This is a genomic window from Leisingera sp. JC1 (assembly GCF_001679925.1).
GTDB lineage: Bacteria > Pseudomonadota > Alphaproteobacteria > Rhodobacterales > Rhodobacteraceae > Leisingera.
This window is the reverse complement of record NZ_LYUZ01000081.1, coordinates 231,445-248,000: the sequence shown is the minus strand read 5'-3', so window position 1 is coordinate 248,000 and position 16,556 is coordinate 231,445. Positions and strand designations below refer to the sequence as shown.

Here is a 16,556-nt window from a genome sequence, read left to right as displayed (position 1 = left end):
ACGCGTGCGGTGACGGCGGGAGGGGGGCCGCCCCCTCTTGCCCCGACGGGGCAATTCACCCCCGGAGTATTTTCACAAAGGTGAAAGAGGCAGGTGGCGTTTGACGGTACGGATTAATCTGGCCCTGCAGGGCGGCGGCGCGCATGGGGCGTTCACTTGGGGTGTGCTCGACCGGCTGCTGGAGGACGAGAAGATCGAGGTCGCGGGTATCACCGGAACCTCCGCCGGGGCGCTGAACGGGGCCGCCTTCAAGGCCGGGATGGTGCAGGAAGGGCGCGCAGGCGCTAAGGCCGCGCTGGACGCGCTCTGGGCGCGGATGGGCGCCGTGGGCGACATGCGGTTCAATCATTGGCTCACGCGGTTTGACGCGGTGGCATGGGCGGGCGCGCTGGAGGCCGCGATGCCGTTTTCGCCGCTGGAAAGCCTCAGCCAGGTGATCTCCCCCTATCACTACGGGCCGTTCTACAAAAACCCGCTGCGCGAGGTGGTGGAGCAGTTCAATTTTGCCGAGGTCTGCGCCGGCGGAGGCCCGGAGCTGTTCATCTGCGCAACCTGCGTGCGGACCGGCAAGATCCGTATCTTCGAGGGGGAAGAGATCAGCACCGACGCCGTTCTGGCCTCTGCCTGCCTGCCGGACTTGTTCCAGGCGGTGGAGATCGAGGACCCGGAAACCGGCCGGATGGAGGCCTATTGGGACGGCGGCTACACTGGCAACCCGGCGCTGTTTCCTCTGTTCCGCGACGCGCTGCCCGGCGATGTGGTGATCGTCAACATCAACCCGCTGGAGCGCAGCGAGATCCCGAAGACGCCGCAGCAGATCCGCAACCGGGTGAACGAGATCAGCTTCAACTCCTCGCTGCTGCGGGAACTGCGGGCGATCAATTTCGTGCAGCGGCTGCTGGCCGACGGCACCATTCAGCAGGGGCGGATGAAAGAGGTACGGGTGCACATGATCGCTGATGATGATCTGATGACGCAGCTGTCGGTCACCACCAAGCTGTTTCCGGTGCCGCAGATCCTGGCGCGGCTGAAACAGGCAGGACGGGACGCGGCCGAGGGGTTCCTGGCGCGGGACCGTGAGAACCTCGGCGTGCGGTCCTCTGCCGATCTGCCGGCGATGTTCGGTTAAGCGTCTTCCTTTTCCAGGACTTTCGGTTTCTTGCCGTTTTCCACCGGCTTGGTGGGGTCCTTGGGGTTCGGGTAGACCAGACCTGCAGAGATAACCAGCTTGGCGGAGTCCTCAACGGTCATGTCCAGCTCAATCACATCCTCCTCTGGCACAAACAGCAGGAAACCGGACGTGGGGTTGGGCGTGGTCGGAAGGAAGACGCTGACCAGCCCGCCGCTGGTTTCGGCCCGCTTGGCGATCTCACCCTTGGCATAGGTGGAAATAAAGCCGATCGCCCAGATGCCCTTGCGCGGATATTGCACCAGGCAGGCCTTTTCAAAGCTGCGCTCGGACTGGGCAAAAACCGTCTCGGAAATCTGCTTGATGCCGGAATAGACCGTCCGCACCACCGGCATCCGGTCCACCAGGCTTTCGGCAAAAGTGATCAGAGAGCGGCCGATGATGCCCTTGGCAATCCAGCCGACGATAATGGTGAACAGCAGGAAGATGATCAGCCCGACGCCGCGCAGGTTGATGCCGATATACTGCTCAGGGCGGAAGGTGTGCGGCACCAGCGGCAGCACAACACTGTCGATCCAGCCCATCACCGACCAAAGCAGCCAGATGGTCAGCCCCACCGGCGCGATCACGACGATGCCTGTAAAGAAGGAGGCCCGCAGGCTGGCGAACAGGCCGCGGCGGCGTTGGGGTTCTTCGTCGAATGGCGTGGTCATAGATCAGTTTTCCAGGAATTCCGCGTGGAACCTAGGCACTGTTTTGGGGCGGAGCAATGGTTTCCGCCCCAAAAATCAACTCATTGTGCGAGATTGTTGAGTTCCTGTGCGATCTTTGCCGCCAGCCGCGCGTTGTTGCGCACCAGTGCGATGTTCGCGGTGAGTGAGCGGCCTTCAGTCAGCTCAAAAATACGGCTCAGCAGGAAGGGGGTCACATCTTTGCCCGCAACGCCCTGTGCATCTGCTTCGGACTGGGCCTGGGCGATGACCGGGGCCAGGTCTTCTGCCGCGATCTGGGCGTCTGCCGGGATAGGGTTGGCCACCAGCTGGCCGCCGGGCAGGTCCATGGCCTGACGGGTGGCGTGGGCACGGGCGATATCAGCAGGGGTGTCCATGCGCAGCGGTGCCTTCAGATCCGACTGGGCCGACCAGAACGCGGGGAAGCTGTCCTGCCCGTAGGCAATCACCGGCACACCCTGGGTTTCCAGCACTTCCAGGGTCTTCGGCAGGTCCAGGATCGCCTTGGCGCCTGCAGCGACAACGGTGACCGGGGTCTGCGCCAGCTCCATCAGGTCGGCGGAAATGTCGAAAGAGGTCTCAGCCCCTTTGTGCACGCCGCCGATGCCGCCGGTGGCAAAGACGGAAATCCCTGCCAGCCGCGCCGCAATCATGGTGGCTGCTACGGTGGTCGCACCGGTGCCGCCAGTTGCGATGCAGGCGGGCATATCGGCGCGCGAGATTTTTGCTACACCCTTGGCCTGTCCCAGCGCCTGCAGCTGTTCGGGCTCCAGCCCCACATGCAGCACGCCGTCGATCACCGCCATGGTGGCAGGCACGGCGCCGGCATCGCGGATGTCCTGCTCCACCTGTGCGGCGACCTCGACATTCTGCGGATAGGGCATGCCGTGGGTAATAATGGTGCTTTCCAACGCAACGATGGCCTGTCCATCGGCCTTTGCAGCCAGAACTTCGGACGAATACTGAATGTCGATCAAAGCGGGGGTTCTCCTGAAACGTAAGTTGCCGCAGCCTTGAGGGCTGAGGCCAAAGCGGCCTTGCGGTCTTCGCCCCGTGCCTCGGCAACGATATGGGCGGCCATGAAAGTATCGCCTGCGCCGGTGACCCGGGCGACGGTGACGCGGGGCGGCACAAGGGTGATGGTGCCCTCGGCATCCGCCACAGTGGCGGATGAACCGCCATCGGTTACCAGAACCCGCGCGGCGCCGCGGTCCAGCATCGCCGTGGCGGCGGTTTCGCTGTCGGTGAATTCCGCCTGGCACAGGATGCCGGCCTCTTCCAGGTTCACATAAAGCGTGCCGCGGGTGCGGGTCAGGAAGGGGCGCAACCGTTCCGCCTTGCCCGGCGACGCAGGCGCCACGCGCAGGTCAGCCTTGGCAAAAGCGGGGCTGGCAACGATGTCATCCAGCAGCGACAGGGTCAGGTTGCCGTCCAGCGCCACCTGGCCCTGATAGGGTGCGTCTGCGGTGCCGAGCGATCCATCGGACAGCGGCCGAAGGATCTTGTCGCCCGCAGCCTCCAGCGAATGCGCATCGGCAATCGCAGCAATCAAACCGTTGGCGCCCTCTACGGCCATGTAGCGGTCGGTGGGCAGATCCTCGGAGCGGTAGATGTGATCGGTGATCAGGCCGAAGTGGCCGCAGGCGTGGATCAGCTCGTCGCCTTCGGCGTCGCGGCCGACGGCGGTCAGCAGCGCCGGCTTCATGCCAAAGCGCGACAGGGTCATGGCGATGTTCATGGCAACGCCGCCGGGCAGCCGGGTGATGCGCCCGGGCATGTCCGATCCGCGCTGCATTTCACTGGTGCAGCGTCCGATGATGTCCCACAGGACCGACCCGATGCACAGGATGGCGGGTGTTTGGGGGGTAGGGGCTTGTGTCATAAAGACCTATTGCCGCCTTTGGCAGGCCTCTGCAAGCGGCATCACCGGGCAGGCACCGCGAATGTCAGCGCAGCCCACAGGCTTTCCCAAACGTAATCCGCACCATCCGGGGCAGGGCGCAGAACCACGGCATCCAGAAGGTAGATATGACCGGGGGCTAGGGGAACAATGGCCTTACCCTGCGAGTCCGTCAGCCGGGTGGTGATAGTGACGGAGCCATCCGGCGCCTTAGCAAAAACCTCGACCTGCGCATTGGGCCGGGGATTGCCCTGATAGAGAACACGGATAGGAAGCCCGCCCGTCATGTCATCCGTATAGGGATTAGCGAGGGCTACAATCTCCGTCTCCAGCCCGGCGGCCTGATCCAAGCCAGTCCCATCGCCAATTGCCACCAGGGCCTTGGCATAGCGGGTGTACTGTTCAACAAAGCCCGAATCCGCCAGTCCGCGCGTCCGGTGCTGCGTCTGGATGTCGCCAAAGGCCTTGTGATCAACGAAGGCCTGAAACTCCTCCCAGCTGTCATAGGTGATGGTCTGCGGCCGGGTCTGGTGGATCAGCACGGCAAGCCCGTCTGGCATCGGATCACCGCTGAAGGCTGGCATATCCCCCATGCGGCCAATGTAGGGCAGGGTGGTACCGCCTTGCAAAACTTCGAACCGGGCGATGCGGTGATCCAGGTAAGGCTGCTCCGCCCCGTAGAACTCCTGACCGTTGCGCAGCTTAGCCACCACCGTTTCCCCGGAATTCACTTGATATTTCTCCGGCTCAATCCAAAACTCGTGGGATAACACCGGCGCGGCCTCAAGGATCAGCCCGGCACAGAGAATTGAGCAGAACAGGCGGTATTGCATGGAAATGTCCTTGGCTGTCAGGCGCGGCTTAGCATGGCTTCAAAGCCTATTTGCGCTGCTGTTCTGTGTGGTTGCAATAGCTCCCGCTTCCACCCGAGCGCATGAGGTCACACCGGCGATTGCCGATTTCACCGTCAAGGACGGGCAGATCACGCTGGAGCTGCGTTTGAACGTGGAGGCCTTTGTTGCGGGCATCAACCTCGATGGGCTCTCGGATACCAACCAGACCGCCCAAGCTGCTGATTATGACGAACTGCGGGCGCTGACGCCTGAAGAACTGACCCCAATGGTCAAGCTCTTTGCGGAGGAGTGGCTGGAGACGGTCTCCATCCAGGCAGCGGCCCCCGTTGATCTGGCTGTTACAAGGATCACCATCCCCGAGGTCGGCGACGCCAGCCTGCCGCGGGCGTCTTACCTTGAACTGGCCGGAGACATACCGCCGGGAACAGGCAGCCTGCGCATCACCTGGCCCAAAGGGTCCGGCGGCGTGGTGCTGCGGCAGAACGGGGTAGAGGAGCCTTATACGGGTTACCTGCAGGGCGGGGAGACCTCACCGCCGATCCCATTGGGCGGCGGCGCTGCCAAGACCCCGGTCGAAGCCTTTGTGGAATACCTCCCCGTCGGCTTTACCCATATCCTGCCCAAGGGGCTGGATCATATCCTGTTTGTGCTGGGGCTGTTTTTCCTCAGCCCGCGGGTGAAGCCGCTGCTGCTGCAGGTGAGCCTGTTCACCGTGGCCCATACCATCACGCTGGCGCTGGGCGCGCTGGGCATGGTCAATGTGAACCCCGCCATTGTCGAGCCGCTGATTGCGCTGTCGATTGTCTTTGTCGCGGTGGAAAACATCTTTGCCCGCAAGCTGCATACCTGGCGCAGCTTTGTGATCTTCGGCTTCGGGCTCTTGCACGGGCTGGGTTTTGCCTCTGTACTGGGGGAGTTCGGCCTGCCTGCAAATCAGTTCCTGCCAGCGCTGATCGGTTTCAACGTCGGTGTGGAGCTGGGTCAGCTGGCGGTGATTGCCGCCGCCTACCTCGGCGTGCGCCTGTGGTTCGGGCGGCATCCGAAATACCGCGGCCGGGTGGCGATCCCGGCTTCGGTCACTATCGCGATGATTGGCGGCTACTGGTTTGTGGAGCGGGTCTTCCTGTGAGCGTTCAACGCCTCAGCCCATCGCCCGCATCAGCACCTTGAGCGCGGCCAGCGGGTCTTCCGCGTGCCAGATCTCATCACCGATGCCAAAGAAGTCGGTGAAGGGCGCGATGCCGCGCACCAGATCCTCAGTAAGGCCACCTTCGGCAACAACCGGAACCTCGATCATCTGCGACCACCACTGGAACAGGTCCGCCTCCGCTTGCGCGCCATCCCCCAGGCCGGAGGTGCCCACGGGGCCAAAGCTCACGTAATCCGCGCCTGCCTCGCCTGCCACCATGCCGTCATGCTGCGAGGCACCGCAGAAACAGCCGACAATCGCATCCGGCCCCAGCGCCTTGCGCGCGGTGCGGATGGATTTCGACGCATCGGTCAGATGCACGCCGTCCAGGCCCAGACGCTCCGCCAGGATCTGATGGTCAGAGATCACCAGCGCCACGTCGCGCGCCATGGTCACCTCGCGCAGCGCATCGCCTGCGCGGCTCAGGGTGTCCTGATCGCGGCTCGCCATGTCCAGGCGCACACAGGCCACGTCCACCTCATCCAGCACCCGTGCCAGCTGAGCGGGGAATTTGCCCAGCTCGAAACTCGGCGGGGTGATCAAATAGATCTGCGGCTGCTCCGGTGCGTCAGAGGGGCTTCCCATGGCGGTGCTCCATTATTCAGGCGGTTTGACGGTGTTTAGCCGATTTCCGGCAGGACGCAAGGATTTGCGGCGGTGAAGCCCCGGTAAATGCAGCCCGAACCTGCGCTGGACCTTGCCCCGCCGCCGCGCGGGCAGTACAGCAGTGCCGATTTTACCGGAGAACACGATGCCCACCGATACGCCCCAGCCTGCCTTTGTCCTTGTCCGCCCGCAGATGGGCGAGAATATCGGTGCCGCGGCGCGGGCAATGTGGAACTTCGGTCTCGACCGGATGCGCATCGTGGCGCCGCGCGACGGCTGGCCCAACCCCAAGGCGGTGGCAATGTCCTCGGGCGCGGGCCGCCTGCTGGATGAGGCGCAGCTGTGCGCCGACGTGCCGGAGGCGCTGGGCGACTGCACTTATGTGTTTGCCACCACTGCCCGCCAGCGCGGGCTGACCAAGCCGGTCTACAGCCCCGAACGCGCAATGCAGATCGCGGCAGAGAAGATCGCGGCGGGGGAAAAGGTCGCGGTGATGTTCGGACCGGAAAGGGCGGGCCTTGAGAATGAGGATATCGCCAAGGCCAACGCCATCATCTCGGTGCCGGTGAACCCGCTCTATGCCTCGTTGAACCTGGGCCAGTGCGTGCTGCTCACGGGCTATGAATGGATGCGCCAATCCGGCGAAGTGCTGCATGAAACCACTGATCTCGGTCGCAAGGGCGAATGGGCCACCGGTGTCGAGGTCGAGAAACTGGTGGAGCACTACGAGGACCGCCTGGATGAGGCCGGCTTCTTCTTCCCGCCAGAAAAGGCCGAGGGCATGAAGACCAACCTGCGCAATCTGTGGAGCCGGATGCGGATGACGCGTTCGGACGTGCAGATGCTGCACGGCATTATGCGCCAGATGGTCCGCTGGAAAGAACGCGGCGGCGAGTAAGCCGCTCTGGACCTTTAGATTACCCGCCCCTAGCTTGGCACCACAGACAAAGAGGCAAGCATGTGCAAGCGCAGCATTTTCGAAGAGGTTGAGGGCGAGAAGAAAGACGCCCCCGCGGTGCAGCCGGGTCTGATCGACCGCGGCCGCGGCGGTGCCCGCAAGGCGATCCGCGCCTGGCTGATGGTGCTGTTTGCGCTGGTGGTTGCGATGATCGTTGTGGGCGGGCTGACACGCCTGACCGACAGCGGCCTGTCGATCACAGAATGGCGGCCCGTGACCGGGGCGATCCCGCCGATGTCGGAGGCCGAATGGCAGGCCGAGTTCGACAAATACAAGGAAATTGACCAGTGGCGCATCCAGAACCAATGGATGGAACTGTCTGATTTCAAATCGATCTACTGGTGGGAATGGGGCCACCGCCAGCTGGGCCGGTTCATCGGCGTGGTCTGGGCGCTTGGGTTCCTGGGCTTTCTGGCCTCGCGCAAGATCCCGGCCGGCTGGGCGGGCCGTTTGGCGCTGCCCGGCATCCTCGGCGGCGTGCAGGGTGCCATCGGCTGGTGGATGGTGGCCTCTGGCGTGACCCAGGGCGAAGGGATGACCGCCGTTGCCTCTTACCGGCTGGCCACCCATCTGGGGCTGGCATTTGTGATCCTCGGCTTCATCGCCTGGTATGTGCTGATGCTGGGCCGCGAGGAACGCGAGCTGATGCAGGCGCGCCGCGCCAAGGAGGCGAAGCTGTTCAGCCTGTCCACCGGCCTGATGCATTTCGCCTTTTTGCAGATCCTGCTGGGCGCGCTGGTGGCGGGCATTGATGCGGGCCGCTCCTACACCGACTGGCCGCTGATGGGCGGGCAGGTGATCCCGCCCAATCCCTTCATGATTGAGCCGGTCTGGAAGAACTTCTTTGAAAACCCGGGGCTGGTGCAGTTCATCCACCGGGTGGCGGGCTACCTGCTGTTTGCCTTTGCCGTGGTGGCCTGGCTGCGCGGGCGCAGCTCTGCCCATGGGCGCACCCGCTTTGCCTTTAACGCCGTTTTCGCGGCGCTGTCTGTGCAGGTGCTGCTGGGGATCATCACCGTGGTTTACGCGGCGCCGCTGCATGCGGCGATCACCCATCAGCTGGTGGCAATTGGCGTCTGGGTGCTGATCCTGCGCGCCCGCTTCCTGTCTGCCTATCCCATTGCAACCTCGATCAAGGATCATTGAATTATGAGCGCATTTGACGAATTGATGGCCTTCCAGCGCGAAACCCAGGCGCTGGGGCAGATTGCAGGCCGTCTGGGCTGGGATCAGGAAACCATGATGCCGCGCGGGGCGGCGCCGCAGCGGGGCGAGGAAATGGCCGCGATGGAGGCAGTGCTGCACGCCCGCCGCAGCGACCCGCGGGTCGCAGAGTGGCTGGAGCAGGCGGTTGCCCCGAATGAGGCGGGTGAATCCCAGCTGCGCGAAATCCGCCGCAGCTATGAGCGCACCGTCAAGGTGCCCGCAGATCTTGCCAAGAAGATCGCCCAGGTCACTTCCGTGGCGCAGGGCCAATGGGCCGCGGCGCGGGCGGACGAGGATGTGGCGGTTTTTGTGCCGGTGCTGGAGGAAGTTGTCGCTCTGAAACGCGAGGAAGGCCTGGCGCTGGCCGCGGGCGGTGACGTCTATGACGCCATGGTCGAGGACTATGAGCATGGTATGACCGGTGCGGAGATCGCCGGTATCTTTGATGCCATGCGCCCCGGACTGGTGGAGCTGCGCGCCAAGGTGCTGGAGAAGCCTGCGCCGAAGGGGCTGACCGGCACTTTTGACGAAGCCGCGCAGATGAAGCTGACCCGCAAGCTGGCCAAGCAGTTCGGTTATGACATGGCCCATGGCCGTGTCGACAAGGCGGTGCACCCCTTCTGCTCCGGTGCTGGCCTGGATGTGCGGATCACCACGCGGACCAGCGAGGCTGACCCGTTCAACTGCTTCTATTCCACCATTCACGAGGTCGGCCACGCCGCCTATGAGCAGAATATCAGCCGCGATTACCTGCTGACGCCGCTGGGCAGCGGTGTTTCGATGGGGGTGCATGAAAGCCAGAGCCGGATCTATGAGAACCAGATCGGCCGCAGCCGCGCCTTTACCGGCTGGCTGTTTGAGGAGATGAAAGACGCCTTTGGCGATTTCGGTGTTGCTGATGCGGATGCTTTCTATGCTGCCGTGAATGCGGTGCATAAGGGCTATATCCGGACAGAAGCGGATGAGCTGCAATACAACCTCCATATCATGATGCGGTTCGGCCTGGAGCGCGCGCTGATGAGCGGCGATCTGGCGGTGAAGGATCTGGAAGCGGCCTGGAACGAGAGGTTCGAGGCGGACTTCGGTTATGCCGTGGACAAACCGTCGAACGGCTGTTTGCAGGATGTGCATTGGTCGGTGGGCCTGTTCGGCTATTTCCCGACCTACACGCTGGGTAATGTCTATGCCGGCTGCCTGTATCAGGCGCTGCGCCGGGATGTTCCGGGGCTGGATGCAGAACTGGCCGAGGGCAACACAGAAGGCGCGACCGGGTGGCTGAAGGAGAACCTGCAGCAGCACGGCGGCCTGCGCAGCCCGCGCGACACCATCGTGCACGCGTCGGGCATGGAGCCAAGCCACGCGCCGCTGCTGGCCTATCTCGAAGAGAAGTTCAGCCTGCTTTACGATCTCTGAGTCGGCAGTGCATCACGGCTAAGCCCTTCTGACGGCAGCGGAAAACCCGCTGCCCCGGAAATGCCGCATTTTAACAGTATTCTCTTAATCCTTGGGGGTGTGAAGTAAGTGAGTAATCTGATGCATACAGCCGTCGCCTACCTGATTTTTGCCAGTTATGTGCTGGGAGCCACTCTGGTCTGAGGCATATGCCCGTCAGATCAGCGCCATCCGTTCCGCCCGTTCCGGATCCGGGAAGGGCCGGTAGAGGCCGATGTCGGCCGTGGCGATCAAAGCCCTGACGTGGGAGTAGAGTTTCTCCACTTCCTCGTCATGTTCGCCCAGAACCCGGAAGGCCTGATCAAGCTGGGTCATGTCCTTGAATTCGATTTCCAGGAGAAAGTCGCGGCAAGTGTCGCTGGCCATGTCCAGTTTGCGGCGCAACAGCCGCCAGCCCTGGACCACACCGCGTTCCTGAAGATAGCCCATCCATTGATCGACCGCGCTGGCAAAACTCAGCGCCTTGGCCTCGTGATGCAGGTCGATGGAGCAGTGGTACAAGTTCATTTGGGTCTTCCCTTCATGAGAAATCAGAACTTGCCGTAACAATACCTAAGATCCGTTAGGGGGCCGTTAACACTGCGAACGCCGCCCCGGCAACGGGACGGCGTTCAGTGTTTTCAACGGGATGGGGCGCAAGGGCTCTTATTCCTCGCCGCCGTCCTCCTCTTCGCCGTTCTCGGCAATCCAGGCGACGGAGACCACTTCTTCACCCTTGCCGGTGTTGAACACCCGCACCCCGCCGGCCGAACGCGACCGGAAGGAGATGCCGTCCACCGGAACCCGGATCGACTGGCCCTTGGAGGTCGCCAGCATGATCTGGTCGTCCATTTCCACCGGGAAGGAGGCCACAATCTCGCCGCCGCGCATCGCCTTGTCCATGGCGGTGACACCCATGCCGCCTCGGCCGCGCACCGGGTAGTCGTGCGAGGACGACAGTTTGCCGGAGCCGCCGGTGGTGATGGTCAGGATCAGGTTCTCCGCTGCCGACATCTCTGCATAAAGCTCGGTGGAGAAGTTCGGATCCTCCGGCGCGTCCTCATCCGAGGCATCGGCATCGTCCGTCAGCCCGGCCATGGCCCGGCGCATCTTGAGGTAGGCGGTGCGCTGCTCCGGTGTGTATTTGGAGTGGCGGATCACCGACATCGAGACGACATCGTCCTCGCCGGTCAGCTTGATGCCGCGGACGCCGGTGGACTCGCGCGAGTTGAACACGCGCACATCGGTGGAGCGGAAGCGGATGGCGCGGCCCGAATTGGTGAACAGCATCACGTCGTCATCTTCAGAGCAGATGCGCACGTTCACCAGTTTTACGGAACCGTCCTCCGGCAGTTTCATCGCGATCTTGCCGTTGCGGCGGACGTTGGTGAAGTCCGACAGACGGTTGCGGCGCACGTCGCCGCCGGAGGTCGCAAATACCACCTGCAGGTTTTCCCATTCCTCATCCGGCACATCGACCGGCATGATGGCAGCGATGGAAACGCCGGTCGGGATCGGCAGGATGTTGACTATCGCTTTGCCCTTGCCGGTGCGCCCCGATTGCGGCAGGCGCCAGGTCTTGAGCTTGTAGACCATGCCGTCGGTGGTGAAGAACAGAAGCTGGGTGTGGGTGTTGGCCACAAACAGCGTGGTCACCACATCCTCTTCCTTGGTCTGCATGCCGCTGAGGCCCTTGCCGCCGCGCTTCTGGGCACGGAAGTCGGCCAGCGGCGTGCGCTTGATGTAGCCGCCGGAGGTCACGGTCACCACCATGTCCTCGCGCTCGATCAGATCCTCGTCCTCCATGTCGCCGGACCAGTCGACGATCTCGGTGCGGCGCGGCACGGCGAAATTGTCGCGCACTTCGCGCAGCTCGTCGCCGATGATGCCCATGATGCGCTCGCGCGAGGACAGGATCTCAAGGTATTCCTTGATCTTGCGGGCCAGTTCTTCCAGCTCGTCGGTGACCTCTTTCACGCCGATCTGGGTCAGACGCTGCAGGCGCAGCTCCAGGATGGCGCGGGCCTGGGTCTCCGAAAGGTTATAGGTCCCGTCGTCGTTCATGGTGTGGGTCGGGTCGTCGATCAGGCGGATATAATCCGCGATGTCGGCGGCCGGCCAGCGGCGGGTCATCAGCTTCTCGCGCGCTTCAGCCGCGTCCGCAGAGGAGCGGATGGTGGCGACGATTTCATCGACGTTGGAGACGGCCACGGCCAGACCGCAGAGGATATGGCTGCGTTCGCGGGCCTTGCGCAGTTCGTAAGCTGTGCGGCGGGCGACGACGTCCTCGCGGAAGTCGATGAAGGAGGTCAGGAACCGGCGCAGGGTCAGCTGTTCCGGACGGCCGCCGTTCAGCGCCAACATGTTGCAGCCGAAGGAGGTCTGCATCGGGGTGAAGCGGAACAGCTGGTTCAGCACCACCTCGGGCGTTGCGTCTCGTTTCAGCTCGACCACCACCCGCACGCCGTTGCGGTCGGATTCGTCCTGAACATGGGCAACGCCCTCGATCCGCTTTTCGCGGACCTGTTCGGCGATCTTCTCGATCATCGCGGCCTTGTTCACCTGATAGGGAATCTCGTCCACGACAATGGCATAGCGGTCCTTGCGGATCTCCTCGACGCGGGTTTTCGAGCGGATGATCACGCTGCCGCGGCCCTCGAGGTATGCCTTACGGGCGCCGGAGCGGCCCAGCATCACGCCGCCGGTCGGGAAGTCGGGGCCGGGGATGTAGTCGATCAGCTGTTCGCTGGTCAGGTCCGGATCCTCGATAAGCGCCAGCGTTGCGTCGACCACTTCGCCCAGGTTGTGCGGCGGGATGTTGGTGGCCATGCCGACCGCAATACCGCCGGCGCCGTTGACCAGCATGTTCGGGAAGCGGGCCGGGAGCACGGTCGGTTCGCGGTCCTTGCCGTCGTAGTTGTCCTGGAAATCGACGGTCTCTTTCTCGATATCCGCCAGGATTGCCGCGGCGGGCTTGTCCATGCGGACCTCGGTGTAACGCATGGCCGCCGGGTTGTCGCCGTCCATCGAACCGAAGTTGCCCTGGCCGTCCAGCAGCGGAAGCGACATCGAGAAGTCCTGCGCCATCCGCACCAGCGCGTCATAGATCGCGCTGTCGCCGTGCGGGTGGTATTTACCCATCACGTCGCCGACCGGGCGGGCCGACTTGCGGTAGGCCTTGTCGTGGGTGTTGCCGGATTCGTGCATCGCATAGAGAATGCGGCGGTGAACCGGTTTCAGACCGTCCCGCAGGTCCGGAATTGCACGGCTGACGATGACCGACATCGCATAGTCGAGATACGAATTGCGCATCTCGGCTTCGATGGAAACGGTCGGCCCGTCATAGGCCGGGCGTTCCGGCAGGTTTTCGTCCATGTTTTCAGGAGTTTCCGGCGTATCGCTCACGTTGGCTGCCCGCTCTTTCTTCTGGGTCTATATATTGTGTTCGCACCCTATCAGAGACCGTATATGGGGCGCAAGCACACAGCCCCCGAAAGCCGGAAACCAGCCGTTCACGCATCGGTAACGCACTGTTTTTGAGGAAATTAACCAATTGCACCCTAGCATCAAACAGAGGGGGTAAGAATTGGAGGCTAGAGATGGAGACCAGCGAAACCGAGCTGATGCTCAAGGGATACGGGCTGACCACGGCAGAATTCACCTATCACATGCCGGATCATATCCATGTTTTGAACACCTTTGTCTGGCAGCAGTACGACCTTGCACCGGACCACCCGCGGCTGTTCGAGTTCATTGAATTCTGGCAGCGCGAGATTGAGGGGCCGCTGCATTCTGTGCGGTTCAATCACCGCAAGATGATCGGCCCCGGCGAGTGGCGCAATGTGGTTGGAGAGTTCCAGATCCACTGAAACGGGTCAGCGCCAAGCATAGACCGCGCAACCGGTGGAGCCGCTGGAGGTGAAACTGCGCCCGTCCGCAGCCAGGCGGCCGCGCCAGGTGACGGTGATGCCGGGAAAGTAATCCGTGCCGCTGATCTGCTGGCCGTTCAGATAGACCTCTGTGTTGGCATTCTGGCCCAGGGAGTCGCTGAGCCGCCCATGGTATTTGTTGCCGCCCGCATGGGTGTAATGGACGTTTCCAGTGACCTTGACCACCAGGGCGCAGGTGGCCTTGAACTTCCAGGCGCCTGCCAGCGGAGCCGCTGCCGCTGAGCTTGCCGGGGCCGGTGCGGAGGCAGTTCTGGGCGCAGGTTTGCAGATTTCCCCCGACTTTTGGCGCAGTTCTTCCAGCGCGTGAGCGGTGCCCAGATCATCAGCGCCGAGATTGCTGTCCGACGCCGCCAGATAGGCCGCAAAGGCGCTGCGGGTGCGCGGGCCGGCAATCCCGTCCGTCCGGCCGGCCTGGCAGCCGATTTCGTTCAGCGCTGCCTGTGTGTCGCGCATCACCGACTTGGAGTCCGGGATGACCGGAATGTCAGGTGTTTCGGGTGTTTGCGGGGCAGGTGGCTCCACCAGCGCCTGTTCGGTTTCCAGCCCCTGCCTTAGCTGCAAAGCAACTGTGTAGGTATATTCATCCTCGCGGCCCGTGTAGCGCTCCAGAAAGGTATCGAGGGCCTGCGGGGTTCCTATCGAGCGGGCGACCTCAAAATCCGTCTGCATTGTGCTTATAGGCAAGGGAGCAGGTTCAGCGGGCAGGGCGGCCTGGGTGAAATAGAAATCGCCAAGCATTTCATCATAATAGGCGGGCACCTGGCGGTGCTGCACTGTCAGCGCCAGGTCGCGCACCTCGCGCCGGAGGCCCGCAACCAGCGTGCGCAACTCCAGCCCCGGTTCGGACAACAGCGGCAGCAGCGCGCGGGTGAAGACGGAGTTTTCAGCCGTGTCGTCCTCGTTCAGCCGGTCCAATGCCAGCTGGCCTGCACCGGCGGAGAAGATCACGAACGTGCCTTGAGGAGCTGCAATCCGGCCAAGGCCGCGGGTGGTGCCGATGCTGCGGCCCTCGACCAGTTCGAACGGGTTGTTGCGGCAGGCGTCGATCACCACCACGGCAGAGCGGGCGCCGGTCTTGCGGACGCGGTCCAGAAGATCCGACAGGGCGATGGACTCGGACTTCACAAAGTCGCTGCCGCCCGCGCTGGGTGCGGCGATGTCAGTGGGCAGCAGGTAGTTTTCACCGCCGATTTCCACGCCATGGCCGGCAAAGAAGACAAAGGCCGCATCGCCGGGTTCCAGCCGGGCGGTGAATTCTGAGATTTTCTTGTTCAGCCCGCGGCGGTCCTGATCCAGCGCTGTGGTGACGGTGAATCCCAGCTCATTCAGCTTGGTGCCGATGGACTGCGCGTCTGCACGGGCTTTTGCGAGAACCGGGACTTCGGAATAGCTGTTGTTGCCAATAACCAGAGCCATCCGGTTCTGCGCGGCTGCAGCGATAGGGATAAGACACAAAAGCAGAGCAATCAGAAAACGCATGACACAACACCTGGCAGACAATATGGCCCATGGTGCCATCCTGCCGCGCACAGGTCAAAGCGTCTTGAGCGCTCAGGCCGAACAGCTGGCGCCGCCGAGGACGCAGAATTTGGCGCAATGGGGGTGGTTCAGCTGCACAGGGCGCTCAGCCTCAGCCAATGTGGCACCCATCTCGAACTCCGGCGCGTAGGGCAGCAGGGTGCAGGCCAGAACTGCGGGATTGTCCGCGCCCTTTCGCTTGACCACCATGCGGGAGGAGGAGCACATCACGCTATCGGGCGACTTGTTCAAGATGCCCCAGCACGCGGTTGTGATTTCCGGGACTTCGACAGTCTCGTCCATCTCCGGGAACAGAACGGTCTGGCCCGGGTTCTGGGCGTCGATGGCAAAGCCGTGTTTTGCAAACAGGGCGGCATATCCCGCACGGGCCTCGGCTTCGCTCTCGCCCCAGACGGTGCGGCCTGCGACGGTCATTGCAAAGCCGTTGTCGCGCAGCCATTCCATGCCTTCGAAGGTCTTGGCAAAGCTGCCTGCGCCGCGTTCCTTGTCGTGCAGATCGGCGCTGTGGTGGTCGACCGATATGCGCAGAGTCAGTTTGTCCCCGAAGTCTTCCAGCAGGGCCATCAGGCCCGCCTTGACCGTCTTGCGCATCATCGGGCGCATGGCGTTGGTGAGGATCAGCACCTCGAAACCCCGTTCCAGCGCGGCGCGGGCCATAGCGATCATCTCTGGGTTCATGAACGGCTCACCGCCGGTGAAACCGATTTCCCGGATCGGCCAGTTGCGGTCGGCAATCTGGTTCAGATAGTCCTGCACTTCACCCTCGGTCAGGTAAACCAGCGCGTCATTTGTGGGCGAACTGAGGATGTAGCAGTTGCTGCATTCGATGTTGCACAGGGTGCCGGTATTGAACCAAAGGGTTTCCGGATGGCTGAGCGGCACAGAGGCGCGCTTTTGACCGTCTGCCGTCACAAAGGCGTCTTGGAACTTGCCTAGGTTGGCGGCAGATTTTTGCAGGTCTTTCATGCGGATGTCCTTCGGGGCAGTTCCTTTCGCCGGAAGCTACCTTATACTGGGCGGGAAATGAAAGCGGCCGGGCAGGCACATGACAGGGATGTGAGCG

General features: G+C 62.9%; 15 protein-coding genes. 6 read left to right on the top strand and 9 right to left on the bottom strand.

The window, feature by feature from the left end; all coding sequences use genetic code 11:
* The first annotated feature begins 100 nt into the window (after nucleotides 1-100).
* Nucleotides 101-1,129, top strand: a complete 1,029-nt coding sequence (locus A9D60_RS09235; RefSeq protein ID WP_065267296.1) for a patatin-like phospholipase family protein — start codon at nucleotides 101-103, stop codon at nucleotides 1,127-1,129.
* Here A9D60_RS09235 and A9D60_RS09230 read toward each other — a convergent pair.
* From A9D60_RS09230 to A9D60_RS09215, 4 genes are all read right to left on the bottom strand, one after another.
* Entirely contained in the window at nucleotides 1,126-1,842 is a 717-nt protein-coding gene (locus tag A9D60_RS09230; protein ID WP_039183274.1) for a DUF502 domain-containing protein, read from the bottom strand. The two genes, A9D60_RS09235 and A9D60_RS09230, sit on opposite strands and share 4 nt — an antisense overlap.
* Before the next feature lie 80 nt (nucleotides 1,843-1,922).
* A complete protein-coding gene (locus tag A9D60_RS09225) occupies nucleotides 1,923-2,837 on the bottom strand; it encodes a pseudouridine-5'-phosphate glycosidase (RefSeq protein WP_065267295.1) in 915 nt (304 codons plus the stop codon).
* Entirely contained in the window at nucleotides 2,834-3,742 is a 909-nt protein-coding gene (locus A9D60_RS09220) for a PfkB family carbohydrate kinase (protein ID WP_065267294.1), read from the bottom strand. The genes A9D60_RS09225 and A9D60_RS09220 overlap by 4 nt, the downstream gene beginning before the upstream one ends.
* Nucleotides 3,743-3,783: 41 nt before the next feature.
* On the bottom strand, nucleotides 3,784-4,593 hold the full coding sequence (locus A9D60_RS09215; RefSeq protein WP_065267293.1) for a DUF4198 domain-containing protein: 810 nt from the start codon (nucleotides 4,591-4,593) through the stop codon (nucleotides 3,784-3,786).
* Here A9D60_RS09215 and A9D60_RS09210 point away from each other — a divergent pair.
* The gene (locus A9D60_RS09210; RefSeq protein ID WP_065267292.1) at nucleotides 4,592-5,743 is read left to right on the top strand and encodes a HupE/UreJ family protein; all 1,152 of its coding nucleotides are present in this window, start codon (nucleotides 4,592-4,594) and stop codon (nucleotides 5,741-5,743) included. The two genes, A9D60_RS09215 and A9D60_RS09210, sit on opposite strands and share 2 nt — an antisense overlap.
* A gap of 12 nt (nucleotides 5,744-5,755) precedes the next feature.
* Here the strand turns inward: A9D60_RS09210 and A9D60_RS09205 are convergent, their stop codons facing one another.
* Nucleotides 5,756-6,388: a thiamine phosphate synthase gene (locus A9D60_RS09205; RefSeq protein WP_065267291.1), complete on the bottom strand. Its 633-nt coding sequence runs from the start codon at nucleotides 6,386-6,388 to the stop codon at nucleotides 5,756-5,758.
* Nucleotides 6,389-6,554: 166 nt separating this feature from the next.
* Between A9D60_RS09205 and A9D60_RS09200 the strand changes: the two genes are divergently transcribed.
* The 3 genes from A9D60_RS09200 to A9D60_RS09190 are packed head-to-tail and all read left to right on the top strand — an operon-like array spanning nucleotide 6,555 to nucleotide 9,986.
* On the top strand, nucleotides 6,555-7,307 hold the full coding sequence (locus A9D60_RS09200) for an RNA methyltransferase (RefSeq protein WP_065267290.1): 753 nt from the start codon (nucleotides 6,555-6,557) through the stop codon (nucleotides 7,305-7,307).
* Between the two features lie 60 nt (nucleotides 7,308-7,367).
* Complete coding sequence (ctaA, locus tag A9D60_RS09195; protein WP_065267289.1) at nucleotides 7,368-8,513, top strand: heme A synthase; 1,146 nt, start codon at nucleotides 7,368-7,370, stop codon at nucleotides 8,511-8,513.
* 3 nt (nucleotides 8,514-8,516) lie between these two features.
* On the top strand, nucleotides 8,517-9,986 hold the full coding sequence (locus A9D60_RS09190; protein ID WP_065267288.1) for a carboxypeptidase M32: 1,470 nt from the start codon (nucleotides 8,517-8,519) through the stop codon (nucleotides 9,984-9,986).
* A 195-nt stretch (nucleotides 9,987-10,181) separates the two neighbouring features.
* Here A9D60_RS09190 and A9D60_RS09185 read toward each other — a convergent pair whose 3' ends face one another.
* On the bottom strand, nucleotides 10,182-10,532 hold the full coding sequence (locus A9D60_RS09185) for a DUF6614 family protein (protein ID WP_065267287.1): 351 nt from the start codon (nucleotides 10,530-10,532) through the stop codon (nucleotides 10,182-10,184).
* Nucleotides 10,533-10,670: 138 nt separating this feature from the next.
* Nucleotides 10,671-13,379, bottom strand: a complete 2,709-nt coding sequence (gene gyrA / locus A9D60_RS09180) for a DNA gyrase subunit A (RefSeq protein ID WP_254656658.1) — start codon at nucleotides 13,377-13,379, stop codon at nucleotides 10,671-10,673.
* Between the two features lie 224 nt (nucleotides 13,380-13,603).
* On the opposite strand from gyrA, the gene A9D60_RS09175 reads away from it, so the two are divergent.
* Nucleotides 13,604-13,873, top strand: a complete 270-nt coding sequence (locus A9D60_RS09175; RefSeq protein ID WP_065267285.1) for an usg protein — start codon at nucleotides 13,604-13,606, stop codon at nucleotides 13,871-13,873.
* A gap of 6 nt (nucleotides 13,874-13,879) precedes the next feature.
* On the opposite strand, the gene A9D60_RS09170 is transcribed toward A9D60_RS09175, so the two are convergent.
* Together A9D60_RS09170 and A9D60_RS09165 are read right to left on the bottom strand one after the other, a co-directional pair.
* On the bottom strand, nucleotides 13,880-15,370 hold the full coding sequence (locus tag A9D60_RS09170; RefSeq protein ID WP_065267284.1) for a caspase family protein: 1,491 nt from the start codon (nucleotides 15,368-15,370) through the stop codon (nucleotides 13,880-13,882).
* Nucleotides 15,371-15,505: 135 nt separating this feature from the next.
* Complete coding sequence (locus tag A9D60_RS09165; protein ID WP_065267283.1) at nucleotides 15,506-16,459, bottom strand: radical SAM protein; 954 nt, start codon at nucleotides 16,457-16,459, stop codon at nucleotides 15,506-15,508.
* Nucleotides 16,460-16,556 lie beyond the last annotated feature (97 nt).

Excerpts from the sequence above, each read along its gene's own strand:
- A9D60_RS09185 (WP_065267287.1), bottom strand. The coding sequence starts at position 10,532 with ATGAACTTGTACCACTGCTCCATCGACCTGCATCACGAGGCCAAGGCG.
- A9D60_RS09175 (WP_065267285.1), top strand. The coding sequence starts at position 13,604 with ATGGAGACCAGCGAAACCGAGCTGATGCTCAAGGGATACGGGCTGACC.
- A9D60_RS09220 (WP_065267294.1), bottom strand. The coding sequence starts at position 3,742 with ATGACACAAGCCCCTACCCCCCAAACACCCGCCATCCTGTGCATCGGG.
- A9D60_RS09205 (WP_065267291.1), bottom strand. The coding sequence starts at position 6,388 with ATGGGAAGCCCCTCTGACGCACCGGAGCAGCCGCAGATCTATTTGATC.
- A9D60_RS09210 (WP_065267292.1), top strand. The coding sequence starts at position 4,592 with ATGGAAATGTCCTTGGCTGTCAGGCGCGGCTTAGCATGGCTTCAAAGC.
- A9D60_RS09200 (WP_065267290.1), top strand. The coding sequence starts at position 6,555 with ATGCCCACCGATACGCCCCAGCCTGCCTTTGTCCTTGTCCGCCCGCAG.
- gyrA (WP_254656658.1), bottom strand. The coding sequence starts at position 13,379 with ATGGACGAAAACCTGCCGGAACGCCCGGCCTATGACGGGCCGACCGTT.
- A9D60_RS09215 (WP_065267293.1), bottom strand. The coding sequence starts at position 4,593 with ATGCAATACCGCCTGTTCTGCTCAATTCTCTGTGCCGGGCTGATCCTT.
- ctaA (WP_065267289.1), top strand. The coding sequence starts at position 7,368 with ATGTGCAAGCGCAGCATTTTCGAAGAGGTTGAGGGCGAGAAGAAAGAC.
- A9D60_RS09165 (WP_065267283.1), bottom strand. The coding sequence starts at position 16,459 with ATGAAAGACCTGCAAAAATCTGCCGCCAACCTAGGCAAGTTCCAAGAC.
- A9D60_RS09230 (WP_039183274.1), bottom strand. The coding sequence starts at position 1,842 with ATGACCACGCCATTCGACGAAGAACCCCAACGCCGCCGCGGCCTGTTC.
- A9D60_RS09170 (WP_065267284.1), bottom strand. The coding sequence starts at position 15,370 with ATGGCTCTGGTTATTGGCAACAACAGCTATTCCGAAGTCCCGGTTCTC.
- A9D60_RS09190 (WP_065267288.1), top strand. The coding sequence starts at position 8,517 with ATGAGCGCATTTGACGAATTGATGGCCTTCCAGCGCGAAACCCAGGCG.